Source organism: Methylobacterium brachythecii, assembly GCF_014196345.1.
Classification (GTDB): Bacteria; Pseudomonadota; Alphaproteobacteria; order Rhizobiales; family Beijerinckiaceae; genus Methylobacterium; species Methylobacterium brachythecii.
Genome location: NZ_JACIDN010000002.1, coordinates 687,803 through 705,907 on the forward strand (window position 1 = coordinate 687,803; position 18,105 = coordinate 705,907).

General features: G+C 66.4%; 18 protein-coding genes. 11 read left to right on the plus strand and 7 right to left on the minus strand.

Going from position 1 to position 18,105, the window contains the following annotated elements:
* Nucleotides 1-69: 69 nt before the first annotated feature.
* A complete protein-coding gene (locus GGR33_RS07250; protein WP_183503325.1) occupies nt 70-429 on the minus strand; it encodes a hypothetical protein in 360 nt (119 codons plus the stop codon).
* 136 nt (nt 430-565) lie between these two features.
* On the opposite strand from GGR33_RS07250, the gene GGR33_RS07255 reads away from it, so the two are divergent.
* Nucleotides 566-2,368, plus strand: a complete 1,803-nt coding sequence (locus tag GGR33_RS07255) for a PHA/PHB synthase family protein (RefSeq protein WP_284211075.1) — start codon at nt 566-568, stop codon at nt 2,366-2,368.
* A 276-nt stretch (nt 2,369-2,644) separates the two neighbouring features.
* A complete protein-coding gene (locus GGR33_RS07260; RefSeq protein WP_183503327.1) occupies nt 2,645-2,866 on the plus strand; it encodes a hypothetical protein in 222 nt (73 codons plus the stop codon).
* Here GGR33_RS07260 and GGR33_RS07265 read toward each other — a convergent pair whose 3' ends face one another.
* Nucleotides 2,867-3,136 (minus strand): hypothetical protein, encoded by a 270-nt coding sequence (locus GGR33_RS07265; protein ID WP_183503329.1) that lies wholly within the window; start codon nt 3,134-3,136, stop codon nt 2,867-2,869. It lies immediately after the preceding gene.
* Between the two features lie 335 nt (nt 3,137-3,471).
* Here GGR33_RS07265 and GGR33_RS07270 point away from each other — a divergent pair, with 335 nt between their 5' ends.
* Nucleotides 3,472-3,897, plus strand: a complete 426-nt coding sequence (locus tag GGR33_RS07270; RefSeq protein WP_183503331.1) for an organic hydroperoxide resistance protein — start codon at nt 3,472-3,474, stop codon at nt 3,895-3,897.
* Nucleotides 3,898-4,009: 112 nt separating this feature from the next.
* On the opposite strand, the gene GGR33_RS07275 is transcribed toward GGR33_RS07270, so the two are convergent.
* The 3 genes from GGR33_RS07275 to GGR33_RS07285 all read right to left on the minus strand — a co-directional run bounded on the left by GGR33_RS07275 (nt 4,010) and on the right by GGR33_RS07285 (nt 7,257).
* Complete coding sequence (locus tag GGR33_RS07275) at nt 4,010-5,545, minus strand: aspartate ammonia-lyase (protein ID WP_183503333.1); 1,536 nt, start codon at nt 5,543-5,545, stop codon at nt 4,010-4,012.
* A 111-nt stretch (nt 5,546-5,656) separates the two neighbouring features.
* Nucleotides 5,657-6,547 (minus strand): dihydrodipicolinate synthase family protein, encoded by an 891-nt coding sequence (locus GGR33_RS07280; RefSeq protein WP_183503335.1) that lies wholly within the window; start codon nt 6,545-6,547, stop codon nt 5,657-5,659.
* Nucleotides 6,544-7,257 carry an RlmE family RNA methyltransferase gene (locus GGR33_RS07285; RefSeq protein WP_183503337.1) on the minus strand — a complete coding sequence of 238 codons (714 nt, stop codon included), beginning with the start codon at nt 7,255-7,257 and terminating at the stop codon, nt 6,544-6,546. Before GGR33_RS07285 ends, GGR33_RS07280 begins: the two co-directional genes overlap by 4 nt.
* A gap of 214 nt (nt 7,258-7,471) precedes the next feature.
* Here GGR33_RS07285 and GGR33_RS07290 point away from each other — a divergent pair, with 214 nt between their 5' ends.
* The 4 genes from GGR33_RS07290 (at nt 7,472) to GGR33_RS07305 (ending at nt 11,093) form a co-directional block, all read left to right on the plus strand.
* On the plus strand, nt 7,472-8,641 hold the full coding sequence (locus GGR33_RS07290; protein ID WP_183503621.1) for a multidrug effflux MFS transporter: 1,170 nt from the start codon (nt 7,472-7,474) through the stop codon (nt 8,639-8,641).
* A 113-nt stretch (nt 8,642-8,754) separates the two neighbouring features.
* A complete protein-coding gene (locus tag GGR33_RS07295; protein ID WP_183503339.1) occupies nt 8,755-9,498 on the plus strand; it encodes a dienelactone hydrolase family protein in 744 nt (247 codons plus the stop codon).
* A gap of 323 nt (nt 9,499-9,821) precedes the next feature.
* Nucleotides 9,822-10,493 (plus strand): metal ABC transporter permease, encoded by a 672-nt coding sequence (locus GGR33_RS07300; protein ID WP_183503341.1) that lies wholly within the window; start codon nt 9,822-9,824, stop codon nt 10,491-10,493.
* 87 nt (nt 10,494-10,580) lie between these two features.
* On the plus strand, nt 10,581-11,093 hold the full coding sequence (locus tag GGR33_RS07305; RefSeq protein ID WP_183503343.1) for a DoxX family protein: 513 nt from the start codon (nt 10,581-10,583) through the stop codon (nt 11,091-11,093).
* Here the strand turns inward: GGR33_RS07305 and GGR33_RS07310 are convergent.
* Nucleotides 11,050-12,522, minus strand: coding sequence for an MFS transporter (locus GGR33_RS07310; protein WP_183503344.1), 1,473 nt, complete (start codon nt 12,520-12,522; stop codon nt 11,050-11,052). The genes GGR33_RS07305 and GGR33_RS07310 overlap by 44 nt on opposite strands.
* A 260-nt stretch (nt 12,523-12,782) precedes the next feature.
* On the opposite strand from GGR33_RS07310, the gene GGR33_RS07315 reads away from it, so the two are divergent.
* Both GGR33_RS07315 and guaB read left to right on the plus strand, forming a co-directional pair.
* Nucleotides 12,783-13,670 (plus strand): DUF3313 domain-containing protein, encoded by an 888-nt coding sequence (locus GGR33_RS07315; RefSeq protein ID WP_183503346.1) that lies wholly within the window; start codon nt 12,783-12,785, stop codon nt 13,668-13,670.
* A 230-nt stretch (nt 13,671-13,900) separates the two neighbouring features.
* Nucleotides 13,901-15,391: an IMP dehydrogenase gene (gene guaB / locus GGR33_RS07320; protein WP_183503348.1), complete on the plus strand. Its 1,491-nt coding sequence runs from the start codon at nt 13,901-13,903 to the stop codon at nt 15,389-15,391.
* A 49-nt stretch (nt 15,392-15,440) separates the two neighbouring features.
* Here guaB and GGR33_RS07325 read toward each other — a convergent pair whose 3' ends face one another.
* Complete coding sequence (locus GGR33_RS07325; protein WP_183503350.1) at nt 15,441-15,707, minus strand: hypothetical protein; 267 nt, start codon at nt 15,705-15,707, stop codon at nt 15,441-15,443.
* Between the two features lie 274 nt (nt 15,708-15,981).
* Here GGR33_RS07325 and panE point away from each other — a divergent pair, with 274 nt between their 5' ends.
* Both panE and GGR33_RS07335 read left to right on the plus strand, forming a co-directional pair.
* The gene (panE, locus tag GGR33_RS07330; RefSeq protein ID WP_183503352.1) at nt 15,982-16,926 is read left to right on the plus strand and encodes a 2-dehydropantoate 2-reductase; all 945 of its coding nucleotides are present in this window, start codon (nt 15,982-15,984) and stop codon (nt 16,924-16,926) included.
* Nucleotides 16,923-18,047, plus strand: a complete 1,125-nt coding sequence (locus tag GGR33_RS07335; RefSeq protein WP_183503354.1) for a WD40 repeat domain-containing protein — start codon at nt 16,923-16,925, stop codon at nt 18,045-18,047. The genes panE and GGR33_RS07335 overlap by 4 nt, the downstream gene beginning before the upstream one ends.
* Nucleotides 18,048-18,105: the final 58 nt, after the last annotated feature.

Genomic DNA, 18,105 nt, shown 5'->3' on the forward strand with positions numbered 1-18,105 from the left:
GTGAACGCCGACCCCCAAGGCGACTGCCTCAGCCTTCGAATCCGGGCCTGTGTCGCCGGCGCAGCGCGGCTATTCGGCCGGCGCCTCGGCCGGCTTGAGACCCTTGGCGATACCCTTGCCCGCGCCTTCGGCGGTCTTACCGCGCGCCTCGTTGCGGGTACGCGCCGCCTCGAGATCCGCCTCCAGCGATTTCTGGGCCGTCGCGTTGCGGGCGCGGATGGGACGCTTGGGTTCGTCTTTGCCCACGGGCATGTAGCTGCTGCCCGAGCGGCGCGACGACTCGATGAACTCGGGCGTCTCCACCGCTTTCGGACCGTAGCCGGCGCCGACCATGGCAGCCTTCATGGGATTGACGTCGCTGGAGCAGCCGGTCGCGATCGAGGCGGCGAGTAGCGCGACGGCGAGTCCCGGGAGTCTGGACGAAAGCATGGGATGCGCGATCTGGACAATGTCAGGCGGACTGGCGACATGTTCGGGTGAAGCGCTAATTTGTCCGAAACGAGGCCCACCGTCGCGCGGTTGACGTGAAGAGACGGGAGAGAGCCGGTAAGGGAGGATCAAACGCGTGACGGACGTTCCGAAGCCGGCCGGGCCGGATCTGGAAGCAATCTCACGCAACGCCGCGGCTTTGGCCGAGGGGTTCGGGCGCATGTCCGCGAGCTATCTCGCCCCGCTCGAAGGCAAGCCCAATGGGCGCGGGTCCGGCGGCCAGTCCGACGAGATGGGCGAGATGACCCGCACCCTCACCAGGGTCGCCGAGACCTGGATGAGCGACCCGCAGCGGGCGATGCAGGCGCAGGCCCAACTCGGCCAGGCCTTCATGTCGCTCTGGTCCTCGACTTTGACCCGGATGCAGGGCAACGCGGCCGAGCCGGCCATTCCCACCGATCCGCGGGACAAGCGCTTCACCGACCCGGAATGGTCGTCGAACCCGGTCTTCGACTTCATCAAGCAGAGCTACCTGATCACGTCGCGCTGGGCCGAGGGGCTCGTCGAGAATGCCGAGGGCATCGACGCCCATACCCGGCACAAGGCCGAGTTCTACCTGCGCCAGCTGCTCGCCGCCTACTCGCCCTCGAACTTCGTGATGACCAACCCGGAGCTGCTGCGGCACACCCTTGCCGAGAACGGCGAGAACCTCGTGCGCGGCCTCAAGATGCTGGAGGAGGATATCCAGGCTGGCGGCGGCGAGCTACGCGTGCGCCAGACCGACACCACCGCCTTCACCTTCGGCGTCGACGTCGCGGTGACGCCGGGCGAGGTGGTCTACCGCAACGAGCTGATGGAGTTGATCCAGTACGCGCCGAAGACCGAGACGGTGCTCAAGCGCCCGTTCCTGATCGTGCCGCCCTGGATCAACAAGTTCTACATCCTCGACCTCAACCCGGCCAAAAGCCTGATCGGCTGGATGGTCAGCCAGGGCTTGACGGTGTTCGTGATCTCCTGGGTGAACCCGGACGAACGCCACCGCGAAAAGGATTTCGAATCCTACATGCGCGAGGGCATCGAGGCGGCGATCGACCAGATCGGGATCGCCACCGGCGAGACCGAGGTCTCGGCGGCCGGTTACTGCGTCGGCGGCACGCTGCTCGCGGTGACCATGGCGGCGCAGGCGGCCACCGGTAACACCCGCATCAAGAGCACGACCTTTCTCACCACGCAGGTCGACTTCACCCATGCGGGCGACCTCAAGGTCTTCGCCGACGAGGAGCAGATCCAGGCCATCGAAGAGCGCATGAAGGAGCACGGCTATCTCGACGGCTCGCGCATGGCGAGCGCCTTCAACATGCTCAGGCCCAGCGACCTGATCTGGAGCTACGTGGTCAACAACTACGTGAAGGGGAAGGCGCCGCTACCCTTCGACCTGCTCTACTGGAACGCCGATTCCACGCGCATGCCGGAGGCGAACCACTCGTTCTACCTGCGCAACTGCTACCTCAACAACAACCTCGCCAAGGGCAAGATGGTGCTCGGCAACGTCAAGCTCGACCTCAAGAAAGTGAAGGTGCCGATCTTCAACCTCGCCACCCGCGAGGACCACATCGCTCCCGCTCTCTCGGTGTTCGAAGGGTCCTCCAAGTTCGGCGGCAAGGTCGATTACGTGCTCGCCGGCTCGGGCCACATCGCCGGCGTGGTCAACCCGCCGGGCAAGAAGCCGAAATACGGCTTCCGGACCGGAGGCCCGGCCAAGGGCAAGTTCGAGGATTGGCTTGAGGCCGCGACCGAGCACGAGGGCTCGTGGTGGCCCTACTGGTTTTCCTGGCTAGAGGCTCAGGCGCCCGAGCGCGTCCCAGCCCGCGTGCCCGGCGAAGGCGCCCTGCCTTCCCTCGGGCCGGCGCCGGGGACCTATGTTCGGATGAAGTGCTGACGCCGCGCCAAATCGCTCGGCCGGTATCATTCAGAGGCAGCCTTGAACCTCGAGCCTCCGTCGAACGACGGAGATCGGAGCGGCGTGGGCCAAGCTGCCCTCCATCGATCGGACCGCCCATGGGTCACCACGGCGAATACTTTAATTTGCCGACGACCAGATTGGCATCCAGCATTTATACTAAGCAATTGCTGATAATTCCGCGAATCATATTGAGAATCGATATCGGCTTTTATAAAGCGGAAGAACGATCAAATATCCGATGGGGTTCTCACGATGACGCCATCACAAAGTCGCCTCGCGACAGATGCCTATAAGGCGGCATGGGATATCGCGAGCAAGACTTATGACAGTTTTGCAAACACACCTGATTATATCGTCAAAAATCACATCATGATCGAGATTGTCTGCCGCATGCGGCAGGGCGTCAAAAGCAGGCGCGAGCTGATCAATTGTGGCGTTCGCGTCGCTTCCACTGCTTCGGGTCAGACGACGTAGTTAGTCGGGCGGCCAAACGAACAGAACGTTGCGACCAGGCCTCGCTATGGCAGTGAGCGCGACGCTGCCTTCTTCGAAATGAACGATTACGGTCGTTGTAACACCAATATCTCCGCGACTCTTTTGCCGAGTCTTGGCGGCAACGATCAGTCTCAACGCGTGGGCGGCGATGTCATCGCGCCAGGTCAATTCGAGTCCGGTGTCGTCCCAGTGCGGTGGGCCGTTATCGTGTACATTGAAAAAGTATTTTGGCATGGCCGAACCCAGCATGGCGCAAGCTGAGACCAACCGATTAGTCGAGTTCCGATACCTACCACTCGGTCTCTCAAGTCTTCCGGCGATCGTTTGTGCACGATCATGTGACCTGGGCTGGCTTTGGTGAAAGTACCATAATCCACCCCAGCGTCATGTATGCACGACTTTTTCGCGCTATAGACGATTAAGTCCATTTGCGTACCGAGGGAGCACGGCTGCGCAGGACTTCTGATGCGGGCTTCTCGATGTGCGTCAGCACACAGATATAGATTGCGCACAATTTATTTTGATCTAGCTGTGGGGTTGGCGGCGCATCCGCGTCATCGAACCCATCGAGTCAGGAGATCATCATGAGCGTCGACGTAAAGTACCGCACCTCCGCAACCACCACCGGCGGCCGCGACGGCACCGCCCGCACCGATGACGGCAGCTTCGAGGTGAAGCTATCCACACCGAAGGAGCTCGGAGGTGCAGGCGGCGACGGCGCGAACCCGGAGCAGCTTTTCGCTTCCGGCTATTCGGCCTGCTTCCTCGGTGCGCTCAAGGTCGCCGCCGCCCAGGCCAAGGTGAAGATCCCGGCCGAGACCATCGTGAATGCCAAGATCGGCATCGGGCCACGTTCGGAAGGCGGCTTCGGCATCACGGCGGACCTCACCGTCACCCTGCCGGGCATCGACAAGGCCGAGGCCCAGAAGCTCGTCGAGGCGGCGCACCAGATCTGCCCATACTCCAACGCCACCCGCGGCAACGTGGATGTCGGCCTGACGGTCGCCTAAAGCATGCTCTAAACCATTGAATCGATCACGTTTTCTGCGGTTTGACGAATTCCGTCGAAACGCAGCGTGATGGAAGGCGTCCCATCGTCGAGGGCACGGCCTGATGCAGCCGTCAGACGGTGCCTTTCTTCTGCCGGCGCGTCGGGTGGGTCATCGCCTCTAGTTCCAGCAATTGGTTGAGCTGGGCCTCCGTCAGCAGCCCCTCTTCCAGGACCAGTTCGGCGACGGAGCGGTTCTCCTTCAGCGCGCGCTGGGCGATGCGCGAACTCGCCTCATAGCCGAGCGTTGGGGCCAGTGCCGTGACGAGGCCGATCGAGCCCTGGACCAGGGCGCGGCAACGCTCGCGATCGGCCTCTATGCCCTCGACGCAGCGCTTGGTCAGGGTCTCGATCGCCGCCGTCAGCATGCGGATCGAGGACAGCACGCAGTAGCCGATGGTCGGCTCGAAGGCGTTGAGCTGGAGCTGGCCGCCCTCGGCGCAGAGCGTCACCGTGAGATCCTGCCCGATCACCATGTAGGCGACCTGGTTCACCACCTCGGGGATCACCGGATTGACCTTGCCCGGCATGATCGAGGAGCCGGCCTGCACCGCCGGCAGCCGGATCTCACCGAATCCGGTGCGCGGGCCGGAGGAGAGCAGACGCAGGTCGTTGCAGATCTTCGAGAGTTTTACGGCGACACGCTTCAGGACGCCCGAGAACAGCACGAAGGCGCCGAGATCCGATGTCGCCTCGATGAGGTTTCCGGCGAGCACCATCGGCTGGCCCGAGACGCGCGATAACTCCTCCACGGCCAGCGCCGCGTAGCGTGGATCGGCGTTGATGCCGGTGCCGATGGCGGTGGCGCCGAGATTGACCTCGCGGAACAGCGCGCTGGTCTCGGTCAGCCGGCCGACATCCTCCTTGATGGTCGCGTGGAAGCCGTCGAATTCCTGGCCGAGCGTCATCGGCACGGCGTCCTGAAGCTGGGTGCGGCCCATCTTGAGAACATCGGCGAACTCCACCGCCTTGCCCTTGAAGGCATAGGCGAGGTCGTCGAGCGCGCGGGTCAGGGGCTGCGTGGCGATGATGACTGCCAACCGCAGAGCCGTCGGATAGGCATCATTGGTCGACTGCGCCATGTTGACGTCGTCGTTCGGATGCAGCTTGCCGTAGGTGCCCGGCGCATGGCCCATCAGGCCGAGGGCGACGTTGGCGATCACCTCGTTGGTGTTCATGTTGGTCGAGGTGCCGGCTCCGCCCTGGATCGCATCGACCACGAAAGCCTCGGCATAGGACTTCTCGGTGGCGACGAGGGTGCAGGCCCGGTCGATGGCGTCGGCCTTGGCCGCGTCGAGATAGCCGAGCCGCTTGTTGGCCCGGGCCGCGGCCTGCTTCACCAGAGCCAAGGCCTGTACGAATTCCGGAAAGTGGCCGACGGGCACACCGGTGATCGGGAAGTTCGTCACCGCGCGCTTGGTGTGAATGCCCCAGAGCGCCTTCGCCGGCACCTCGTCATAGCCGAGCAGGTCGTGCTCGGTGCGGGTCTTGGCGGTCTCCATGTCGACGGTGCGGACCGTTGCGACGGCAATGTCGTCGGAGGTCGTGCTGTCGTCGACCGGTATCGTCTTGCCCGATTTGCCCTTGGCCGCCGTCTTCGCCTTGGTCATCGCTGGCCTCCATCCGTCGTGGAAGACGGAAGGCTAGGCTAAGTGCCAGAGGTGCAAAAGCATTTTGTCCAGGCAGTCGGACGGCTCACGAAAGAATGATCCTGCGCGCGCTCAGCTCAGCGCCAAATCCCGCAGCGTCTCGGCGATGCGCTCCCGTACCGCCTGCGGCAGAGGCAGGATCGGATGCGGCGGCTCGGCCTCGGTCAGGCCGAGGATCGCGGCGGCCGCGTACACGACTCTCAGGCTCGAATATTCGCGGAAGAGCACCCAGAGCGGTTCGAGCGCGGCATCGAGGCGACGCGCCTCCTCGGCCTCCCCGCGCTCGGCGGCGCGCACGATCGCGAGGCACACCTTCGGAAACAGTCCAGCCGCGACGCTGTACCAGGCATCGGCACCGCCAATTAGCGCCTCGGTGACGTGCCAATCGCCGCTGCAGCCGACAGAGAAGCCCTCGGGCACGGCTTGGCGCAGACGCTCGACATGCGCCGCCACGGCCGAGGCGGCCGGAGCCGGGCTCTTCATGGCGATCACCCCCGGTAGCCGGCTCACGCGGGCGACCAGTTCCGGGCCGAAACTGAAATGCGTGGTGCCGGGATTGTCGTAGATCACGAGCGGCAGGCCGCTCTCCCGCGCCACCACGGAAAAGTGCTCGAACACCTCGTCATCCGTAAGCGGCGTGTAGGAGACCGGCGCGAGGAGGCCGGCCGTCGCCCCGACCGCCTTGGCGTCCCGGGCGAGCCGAACCGTCTCGTCGGTCCGGAGCGCCCCGACCCCGACGAGGACCGGCACCCGGCCGCCGACCTTGTCGACGGCAATCTCCAGCGCCCGGCGGCGCTCTTCGCGGGAGAGGTAGGCGTAAGTGCCGGTGCTGCCGAGAAGCCCAATCGAGTCGACCTCCGCCTCCCGAAGCGGCGCGAGCAGGCCACGCAGACCTGCCTCGTCGACGCGCCCGTCCGGGCCGCAGGGCGTGATCGGGAAGGCCGAGAGCTGCTTACCCATCATTCGTCCAAGGCGGCCGGCTCGGCGCCGCGCCCGCGAAAGCCGGTGGCCAGCACATAGAGCTCGCTCGAATCTGCGCGGCTCGCATTCGGCTTCACGTGGCGTACCGTGGCGAAGTCGCGCTTGAGATCGTTCAGCAGGTCGCCCTCGGTACCGCCCTGAAACACCTTCGCGAGGTAGCTGCCGCCGGGCGCCAGGATCTCGCGAGCGAACTCCGCGGCGACTTCGGCAAGGCCGATGATGCGCAGGTGATCGGTCTTCTTGTGACCGGTGGTGTTGGCCGCCATGTCCGACATCACGAAATCGGCCGGCCCGCCGAGCAGTTCCGTGAGGATGCCGGGGGCGGTCGGATCGAGGAAGTCGAGGGTGATGAATTCGACGCCGGTCATCGGCTCGATTTCGAGGAGGTCGATGCCGACGATCTTGCCCTCCGCCCCGATCTTCTTGGCCGCCACCTGCGACCAGCCGCCGGGCGCCGCGCCGAGATCGACGATCTTCTGGCCAGGCTTGAGCAGATTGAAGCGCTCATCGATCTCGATGAGCTTGAAGGCAGCGCGCGAGCGGTAGCCCTCGCGCTTGGCCCGCGCCACATAGGGGTCATTGAGCTGGCGCTCGAGCCAGCGCTTCTGCGACAGGGTGCGCCCGCGCCCCGTCTTCACCCGCTGCTTCAGGTCGCCCCGCAGGCCGCCGCTGGCACCGCGCCGGTCGGTCATCCTCAGTCCTTCTCGATCACCGTGACCCAGGCCCGCACGGGTCAGCCCTGCGGATGGAACGGCCCATCCGACGCCGGCCGGGCGTAAAGGCTACACCAGCAACCCGACAATATCGCAAGGCGCGATCGTGACAGCACCCATCCGGCCCGACACCGTCGCGGTCCCCGAGGCGGAGCGCCCCGGCTTCCGCGAGTTCGTCGGCATCGTCGCGCTGATGATGGCGGTGACCGCGATGTCGATCGACAACCTGCTGCCGGCCTTTCCCGTAATCCAAGAACGATTCTCGGTCCCGGACCCCAACCACCTGCAGATGTTGATCTACGTCTACATGGTCGGGTTCGGCGTCGGGCAGATCCTCTACGGCCCCCTCTCCGACTCGCTCGGACGGCGCAAGACGCTGCTGGCGAGCCTCGTCATCTATCTCGCCGCCACGGCGATCGCGATGTTCAGCCCGAGCTTCGGCTGGCTGCTCGCGGCACGCTTCATCCAGGGAACCGGTGCCGCCGGCGGACGCGTGCTGTCGCTGGCCATCGTGCGTGATCGCTATGCCGGCCGCGCCATGGCGCGCGTCATGTCGCTGATCATGATGGTCTTCCTGATCACGCCGATGCTCGCGCCGGCCGTCGGCCAGACCATGTTGTTGCTGGGCTCATGGATCTGGGTCTTCGTCTCGATGCTGGCGCTCGGCGGCATCCTCACGGTCTGGTTCACGCTGCGGATGCCGGAGACGCTGCATCCGGAATACCGCCGCCCGCTCTCGCTCGGCGCGATGGCGCAGGCCTTGCGCCTGACCGTCACCAGCCGCGCGACAATCGGCTACGGCACGGCGCTCGGCCTCATGGTCGGCTGCATCATGGGCTATGTCGGCTCGGCCCAGCAGGTGTTTGATACCGGCCTCTACCATCTCGGCGGCTGGTTTCCGCTCGCCTTCGCCGTGGTCGCTGGCGCCATGGGCACCTCGACGCTGATCAATTCGCGGCTCGTCGAGCGGCTCGGCATGCACTGGCTCTCGCATGCGGGCCTGATCGCCTTCCTCGGCGTGGCCATGGCGCAGGTCGTGATCGGGTTTGCGTGGCAGGGCCACCCGCCGCTCTGGCTTTTTCTGGTCATGTTGTGCGCCAACCAGTTCCTGATCAGCTTCACCATGCCGAACTTCCAGGCTCTCTCGATGCAGCCCGTCGGCGAGGTGGCGGGCACCGCCTCCTCCTTCCTCGGCTTTTATACGACGCTGTTGGGCGCGGCCTTCGGCGCGCTGATCGGCCAGAGCTTCGATGGGACCGTGATGCCGGTCGCCGTCGGCTATGCGGGGCTTTCCGCTCTGGCGCTGATCGTGGTGGCCTGGACCGAGCGCGGACACCTCTTCCGCGCCGGGGCCTCGGCCTAGCGGGTGAAATCCGACGCCCGGTCCCATCGGCAAAGCGTGGTTTGCGGTCGGTCCGCCGAGGGTCGTAAGTGCCCCGAAACGGCCATGGCAGAGGCCTGACTAAGGAGTACCGGATGCCGAGCGAGCACATCACGATCCGGACACGCGACGGGGATTGTCCCGCGCACGTCATCACGCCCACCGGCGGCGGATCGAAGCCCGGAGTGATCTTCTACATGGATGCTGGCGGCATCCGGCCGGCGATGCTCGATATGGCGCAGCAGCTCGCCAAGGCCGGCTGCGTCGTCCTGCTGCCGGACCTGTTCTACCGCTATGGACCCTACGGCCCGTTCGTGCCGAAGGAGGTCCTTGCGGGCGATTTTCGCGCGACGCTCGGTCCCTTGATGGCCACGACCGGGAACGACAAGGCCGCCGAGGATACGGCGGCGTTTCTCGCTTACCTCGACACGCGAAGCGACGTTGCGGGGCGCCGCCTCGGTGCCGTGGGCTTCTGTATGGGTGGTGGCATGGCGCTCGCCGCCGCTGGAACCTTCCCCGACCGGTTCGCGGCTGCGGCGAGCTTTCACGGGGGCAATCTCGCGACCGACGCGCCCACGAGCCCCCACCTCTTGGCGCCGAAGCTTGAGGCGGAAGTCTATATCGGGGCGGCCGAGAACGACGGCAGCTATCCGCCGGCCATGGCCGAGCGGCTGGAAACTTCCCTCACGCAGGCCGGCGTGCGCTATGCGACGCACACCTATCCGGCCGCGCATGGCTGGATGATTCCGGACTTTCCCGTCCACGATGAGGCCGCCGCCAAACGTGGCTGGGGCGAGATGCTCGCGCTTTTCGGTCGGACCCTGAACGGCCGCACGTGAGTACGGTACCGAGCGCCAGGCGCTGCCCACTCCATCAGCGCGCCTCCCAGCCGAAGCGCCAAGTCGGCGTCGGCATCAGTTGCAGCATGATCGGAATGAGGGCGGTCATCACGGCCGCGCCGATCCTACTGCGGGTGGTCCAGCGGTTTCTCGAGGTGTCGCGCGCGGTCCAACTCGATCATCTCGGCTGAGGCGCGCCGCCGCAGGCTCGATCTGGATCTTAGCCGTAACCCGGGCGTCTCCCTCGGCGAAGAGCCTGGCGATCGGCGGGTCACACCGGCGGTCGTCGCTCTGCGTCAGACAACGTCACTCAGGACAACGATATGCTTCGCTTCACCATGATTGCCGCGCTGGCGGCACTGTCGACGGCCGCCGTCGCGGCGCCGGTCGAACGAGTCCGCGGCACGATCGAAAGCGCCAGCGACACGACGCTCACGCTCAAGCAGGATGACGGCAGCTCGAAGAGCATCAGCCTCGGTGCCGACACCACCTACGCCTCCGTGGTGAAGTCGAGCCTCGATCAGATCAAGGACGGCGTCTTCGTCGGCACGGCGACCAAGGGCGACAATCCTCCGACGGCCCTGGAGGTCGTGCTGTTCCCCGAAAAGATGCGCGGCACGGGCGAAGGCCACTACGACTGGGACGAGATCCAGGACACCAGCGCAGGAGGTACCAAGGTCAAGAGCTCGATGACCAACGGCACCGTGAAGGCGGCCACCGGAGCGCCAAAGGTAAAGAGCTCCATGACCAACGGCACCGTCTCGAAGAGCACCAGCGCGACCGGCGCCAAGACCCTCACCGTCTCCTACGGCAAGGATGGCGGCACCCAGACGATCACCGTTCCGCCCTCGGCCCCGATCGTGACCTTCGAACCGGCCGACGCTGCCGTGATGAAGCCGGGCGCCAAGGTGTTCGTCATTGCGGGCAACGAGGACGGCAAGCTCAGCGCGAAGCGCGTCGCCGTCGGCAAGGACGGTCTGCGGCCGCCGATGTAAATCATGTGCCCGGAGGCCGATGCTTAACCGGGCCTTCAGGCGAACGTCGGAAGCTGGGCCATATCGCCCGCTTCCGGAGTTTCCGCCGTGACCGATCGTGCCCGCAACGGTGCTTTTCTCGCGGCCCGGCTGCTCATGGCCGCCGCTCTGCTTCCGACCGGGATCGGCCGAGCGCTCAACGTCTCTGGCTTCGCCGTGACGCTCGCCAGCGCCGGCCTCCCGGCTCCGAACGCGTTGGCCACCGCGACCGTGATCATCCAGGTCTTCGGGCCGCTCGCCCTGATCCTCGGCGTGATGCCGCGTGTCACGGGGCTTGCGATGGCCGGGTTCGTGGCGGCCTTCGCCGTCCTGCTGCACCCGTTCTGGCTGTTCTCCGGAGCTGCCGCCGTCACCGAGCGAGCCTTCCTGCTCTCCGATCTCGGCCTCGCCGGCGCCTTCCTGATCTACGCCGTGGCCGGCCCCGGCGGCTGGAGCTGGCAGGGCTGGCGCTCGGGCAATGCCGCTCCGGCCAAGCCGCGGTCGAGCGTGGCCAAGGCCCCTGCGAAGAAGGCCCCGGTCAAGCGCTCGGGCGGCCGGGCTCCGATGCGTGAAGCGGCGTGATCGGCCCCAGGGTCTGCGGTGATCCGTCACCAGGCTTCGTCGCCAGGACCTTCTGACCCGACACCTCCGCCCCTGCATCCGGCGCCAGGCGCGCGAAAGAGAAAATCGCCGCGGCCGAGATCAGCGCCACGGTGAAGAAGGCTGGCGTGAAATCCGCCGCCGTGATGCTCGCATGCCCCTGCACCCTGGCCGAGGTCTCGAGCGCCAGCGCGCCGATCGTGACGCCGAGGCTGAGCGAGATCTGCTGCGCGACGCTGGCGAGACTCGTCGCAGCGCTCATTTCGCGCGTGTCGAGATCGGCATAGGCGATGGCGTTCACGCAGGTGAATTGCAGCGAGCGGCAGCAGCCGCCGAACAGAAGCGCGCAGACGATCAGCCAATGCGGCGTGCCGGCCGTGAACAGGCCGTTCAAGGCCAGGAAGGCCGAGGCGATGAGCGCGTTAGACAGCATGACCCGGCGGAAGCCGTAGAGGCGCAGGATGCGCGGGCCGATGATCTTGATGAGGAGCGCCCCCAACGCGGAGGCGAAAGTGATCAGCCCCGAGCGCAGCGGATCGAGCCCGAAGCCGATCTGCAGCATCAGCGGCAGCAGGAAGGGAATCGCGCCGGTGCCGATGCGGAACAAGCTGCCGCCCGTCACGGAGGCGCGGAATGTGCCGTGTTTCAGCAAGTCGAGCCGGATCACCGGGTTGGCCACGCCGCGCGAGTGCCGGAAATACGCAGCGAGCAACACTGCTCCGAAGGCGACGCTGCCCCAGGACAACCAATCCGGCAGAAGGTGCCGGCCCGTCGAGGCGAGGCCGAGCATCAGCAGGGCGAGACCGGCGCCGGAGAGGAGGAAGCCAAGGACATCGAGTGGCGGCCGCTCGGGCTCTCTGACGTTTTCGAAAAAGATCGTCGCGAGCGCGATGCCGGCAAGCCCGATCGGAATGTTGATGAAGAAGATCCAGCGCCAATCGAAATAGGTCGTGATGAATCCGCCCACTGGCGGCCCGAGCACCGGCCCCATCAGGGCGGGGATGGTGAGATAGGCGAGTGCGCCGACGAGCTCGCTCTTCGGAACGCTGCGCAGGATCACGAGACGTCCGACCGGCACCATCATCGCCCCGCCCATCCCCTGCAGGAAGCGCGCGGCGACGAACCCGGCGAGCGAACTCGATCCGGCACAGGCGAGCGAGCCCGCCATGAAGACACAGAGCGCTGCGCGAAACACCGTGCGCGCGCCGTAGCGGTCGGCGGCCCAGCCCGAGACGGGAATGAAGATCGCGAGGCTGACCAGGTATGACGTCAGCGCGAGCTTCAGCGCGATCGGATCCTCGCCGAGGCTCTTCGCGATCACCGGAAGCGCCGTGGCGATCACCGTGGAATCGGTGTTCTCCATGAAGAGCGCAGTGGCGACGACGAGGGGTACGATCTGGGAGGGACGCATTGTGGCCCGAAATAGCGCCAACAGGCCTCTCGTGGATTCCCTGGGGATGAATTCGCCGCGTGAATCGTGTTTCGGAATCGTGTCTGACGCGCCACAGGGGTGCCCGCTTGAGCGGCCCGCGACGCCCTTGGCCCTTCGCAGAGCCCAAGCTCGGCCTTAAGTTTAGAAACAATTCGCGGTGGCGTGGGCGGCGTCGCAGCTCCGCATGATCGTCCCAGTCGATCGAGGGCGATTCCAAGACGATCCATGAAAGGCATCGGATGCCATTTCGGCACGATAAGCCACGCTTTGCCCTGCGTCTCGCCCTGGCTTCCGCCATGCTCGCGTCGGTCGCCGGTTGCGGCCAGGTTGTCCTCACCGACGGCCAATCGCTGACGCGTCGCGACCGCCTGTCGGGCAGCGACGCCGTCGCCTCAGATTCGCGCCTGTTCGTCGATCAGGCCGCACTGTCGCGCACGCGCACCGTGCGCATCATCCCGACCTCCTTTCCGGCCAACGCCTTCGGCGCGTCGGTGCTGACGCCGGAACAGCGCGCGCTGGCAGCGAACGCCGCCGACCGCGCCATGTGCTACGAGCTGTCGCTGAAATACGACGTCGTCTCGACGCCCGATGCCGACCTCACGGTGCGCTCGCGGATCACCCGCGTCGATCCCACCGACCTGCTCGGCGCCGGTTCGACCATCGGCCTGTCGGCGGCGATCTCGATCGCGGGACAGCTCGGAGTCAGCGCGGCCGAGGGGCTCGGCCGCATTCCGGTACCGCGCATCCCGATCGGACTCGGCAGCCTGACCGTCGAGGCCGAGGCGATCGACCGCCATCGCCAGCAGCGGGCCGCAATGATCTGGGGCGGTGCGGCCAACTCCTTCACCAGCCAGCCGCGCTTCTCGCGGGACAGCGACGCCTACGACCTCGCCGGCGAGTTCGGGCAGGATTTCGGCTTCTTCATCGCCACCGGCAAGGATCCGTTCAAGTCGGAGCTGTTCATCCCGAACTGGAACCGCATCCGCATCACGATGCTCGGCGAGGCGCCCCTCGACCCGGATTGCGCGCGCTTCGGCCGGGCTCCGGGCGTCGACGGCATCCTGACCGATTATATCGGCCTGCCGCCGGAATATGGGGACAAGGGCACGGCCGGGCGCAGCGAGTGAAACCGTAGCCTGCGGCTTCGGGACAGCCCTGCCATCATCAACGCTCCAGCCACCGGCACTGCGCATGCGCAGCGGTCGCGCGCGTTATTTCCCCGTGCGGGAAGCATGGCATCCGCGCATTCGCGTCTTTGCGCGCGCCCGTTCCGCATGATACTGGCACGCGCCAACCTGAGACCGTCGACGCGACGCAAAAACCACGCGGCCGACCTTCACATCACCGGAGTTGGCACATGGCCCTGATCAGCGCGGAATCCATCATCGAGGGCCTGACCTTCGACGATGTTCTTCTGCGTCCCGCCGCTTCGTCCGTGATGCCCGGCGAGGTCGACATCGCCTCGCGGCTCACCCGCACCATCCGGCTCAACCTGCCGATCGTCTCCTCGGCCATGGACACGGTGACCGAGGCGCCGATGGCCATCGCCATGGCCCAGAACGGCGGCCTCGGCGTGATCCACCGCAACCTCGAGCCGCCGGAACAGGCCGAGCAGGTCCGCCTCGTCAAGAAGTACGAGTCGGGCATGGTGCTGAACCCGATCACCATCCATCCCGACGAGACCCTGGCCGACGCCTTCGAGGTGATGAAGGCCAACCGCATCTCCGGCATCCCGGTCGTCGAGCGCGGCCCCAACGGTTCGCGCGGCAAGCTCGTCGGCATCCTGACCAACCGCGACTGCCGCTTCGCCACCAATTACGGCCAGCCCGTCTCCGAGCTCATGACGAAGGACCGGCTCATCACGGTCCGTGAGGGCGTGACGCAGGACGAGGCCAAGCGCCTGCTCCACCAGTTCCGCATCGAGAAGCTGCTGGTGGTCGACGATCATTACCGCTGCATCGGCCTGATCACCGTCAAGGACATCGAGAAGCAGGTCGCCCATCCCAACGCCGTCAAGGACGAGCAGGGTCGGCTGCGCGTCGCCGCTGCGACCACCACGGGTGATGGCGGCTTCGAGCGCGCCGAGCGTCTCATCGATGCCGGCTGCGACGTAGTGGTGGTCGACACCGCCCACGGCCACTCAATCAAGGTGCTCGACGCCGTCCGCCGGGTGAAGTCGCTCTCGAACGCCGTGCAGATCATCGCCGGTAACGTCGCCACCCGCGACGGCGCCAAGGCGCTGATCGATGCCGGCGCGGACGCCATCAAGGTCGGCATCGGACCGGGCTCGATCTGCACCACCCGCATCGTCGCGGGGGTCGGCGTGCCCCAGCTGACCGCGCTGATGGAGGCGGTGGAAGCCGGCCACGAGGCCGACATCCCCGTCATCGCCGATGGCGGCATCAAGTATTCGGGCGACCTCGCCAAGGCGATTGCGGCCGGCGCCTCGGTGGCGATGCTGGGCAGCCTGCTCGCCGGCACCGACGAGGCTCCCGGCGACGTGTTTCTGTACCAGGGACGCTCCTACAAGAGCTATCGCGGCATGGGCTCGGTGGGCGCCATGGCCCGCGGCTCGGCCGACCGCTACTTTCAGGCCGAGGTCAACGACACCCACAAGCTCGTGCCCGAGGGCATCGAGGGCCAAGTCCCCTACAAGGGCCCGGTCTCGGCCGTGCTCCACCAGCTCGCCGGTGGGCTGCGCGCAGCCATGGGCTATGTCGGCGCCCCGACCGTGCCGGAACTGCAGGAGCGGGCGCAGTTCATCCGCATCACCAATGCGGGCCTGCGCGAGAGCCACGTCCACGACGTGACCATCACCCGCGAGACGCCAAACTATCCGAGCCGGTGACGGACGGATCGTATCCGGCGGCCAGCTTACTGACCGCCGGATTTCACGATTACTTCACGGTCTTGAGCAGCTCGTCATAGGCCAAGCAGGCCTGGGCGTTGTTGTTGTTCGCCGCCTGCAACTTCACGCCGACTTCCTGGAACTTCTTCATCAGCTCCTGGCCGCTCGACGGGTCTGCGGCGATCTTCTGCTGGATCGCTGTCATCAGCTCCTGCGACTTCTTGGTGATCGCTTCTGGGGTGCAATCGTTGCCCTTCGAGCAGGCTGCCACTCCGCCGGCCAATGCGACGGCGGCGATCAAGTTCACGATCTTCAACGCTTCAGTCCTCCCTCTGCTTCGGATGGTCGAGGCTGCAGGACCACTTGCCCCCAGCTTGCGGCCATCTCGAAGTCTGCAAATGCGACCTCTCCTCATCTCTCCGGATACTGATGATCCGCGAGCGGAAGAATCGCAGGGACTTTCCTATAAGGGCCACGCTCGGCCGGCGCGAACGCTTTGCCGCAGGCCTGAAGCGTCGCCGTGCCGTTGCTCACATTTGCGCCGGGGCCCGAAGGCCGCATAGAGACGCTGAAACGGAGGGAGGATGGCGATGCGGGTTCTCGTAGTCGGCGCAGGCGCGACCGGTGGCTATTTCGGCGCACGGCTCGTCGAGGCCGGGCGCGACGTCACCTTCCTGGTCAGGAAGGCGCGTGCCGAAAAGCTCGCGGCAGAAGGCCTTCAGGTCCGCAGCCCCGTCGGCGACTACAAGATCGATGCGCCGCAGACCGTCACCGCCGATGCGCTCGCCGGCGCGAGGCCGTTCGATCTCGTGCTCCTGTCCTGCAAGGCCTACGACCTCGACACCGCCCTCGCGGATGTCGCGCCGGCCGTTGGACCGCAGACCGCCGTGCTGCCGATCCTCAACGGCATGAACCACCTCGATGCCCTCGACCGAAAATTCGGCGGGGAGCGCGTGCTCGGCGGCAGCTGCGCCATCGTCGGGACGATGACCAAGACCGGCGAGATCCGCCAGATGACCGACCTGCACTCGCTCACCTACGGCGAGCGCGACGGCTCGCGTTCCGAGCGCCTCCAGGCGATCGAGGCGCTGATGGAGGGCGTGCGCTTCCAGGCTCGGTCGAGCGACAAGGTGGTGCTCGAGATGTGGGAGAAGTGGGTGTTCCTGGCGACGCTCGCCGGCAGCACCACCCTGATGCGCGCCGCGATCGGCGACATCCTCGCCGCGCCGGGCGGCAAAGCCCTCATCGAGTGTCTGCACGACGAATGCCGCGCCGTGGCGGTGGCCTCTGGCTACGGTCCGCGTGAAAAAGTCTTCGAGGGCGCGCGGAAGATGCTGACCACGGAAGGCGCGCCGATGACCGCGTCGATGCTGCGTGACATCGAGGGTGGAGCTCGTGTCGAGGCGGACCACATCATCGGCGACCTGATCGCCCGCGGCGCCAAGGTCGCGCCGGATTCGCCCCGGCCGCTGCTGCAACTCGCCTATACGGGGCTGCGCAGCTACCAGAACAGGCGCGAACGCGAGGCGGCGTGAGCGCGCCGGCCCCGGTCGCGCGCGGTCGCACCCTGCGAGCGCCCGAGACTGGAAAGACCTGGGCGTCGCATTGCGACGGCGCCGCCGTCAGGATCACGCAGGCGACCGGCAAGCCGCGGCAGAAGGATTTTCCCGATCCTGCCGCCGCGAGCGCCTGGGCGGAAAAGGAAGAGTGGTCGCGGCTCAAGAAGGGCATGGTGCTCGTTGCGCCCGACGCCGCGCCCGGCCAGCCCCTGCTGCACCGTTTCGTCGGCGGCGCCTATACCGGCGCGATGGCTTTGTGCGACTTCGGTGGGCGCCTGCTCTGCAATCGGCATGAAGACAGCGGAGAGCAGCTCCTCGCGGTCGATTCCGAGGGCGCCATCGACGTCCTTCTGGAGCAATTTCGCGACCGGCTGATCTGGTCGGCGGCGGAGGTGCCGGAGCTCGGCCGTATCCTGATGCGGGCCGATCATCAGGTCTTGGCGCTGGTGCCGGCCACGGGGGCCATGGCCGAGCTGAGCCCCAATCTTATGCCGAGCTTCATGAGCGTCGCGGGGACCCGCGTCGCCTGGTTCGACGGCACGGCGGTTGTGGTGGAGGACCTGGCCACCGGCCAGCGGCTGATGCGGCAGCCGGCCACGCCGCAGCTCTATTTGGGCCATACGACGCAGATGGAAGGCGCGCTCTCGCCCGACGGCCGCACCCTCGCTTTCTGTGCTGAAGCCGGCGAGGTCCGCCTGTTCGACGTCGGGACGGGAGCCGAGCGGCCGCCTTGGCGCGGCGGCTTCGCGATGGTCCGCCAACTTCGCTTCGCCCTCGGCGGCCAGCGGCTGCTGATGCTGGAGCAATACGGACGCAACACGTTGCATGCCTTCGATCTGCAGAGCGGCGCGGAACCGGCAGGCTGGCCTGATCTCGGCGAACTCGCCCGGGCCGATCTCGCGGTCGACGCGTCCGGCCAGCAGGTCGTCGTCACGAAGGGCAATCGGGGAACGCTTTACGATGCCGCGACCATGGCGCCGCGCCTGGAGTTCCGCATCGAGCACGTCGTTCGGCGCTGCGTGGCCGCGTGGATCGGCCCGGATCGTCTGTCGATCCGCACCGATTACGGCTGCGCGAGCCTCTATGCCATAAGGTGACCGCGCCGATGGCGGTTTGCCAAGCTTCAGCAACTCGTTAGGGTACGGCGCACCGTTC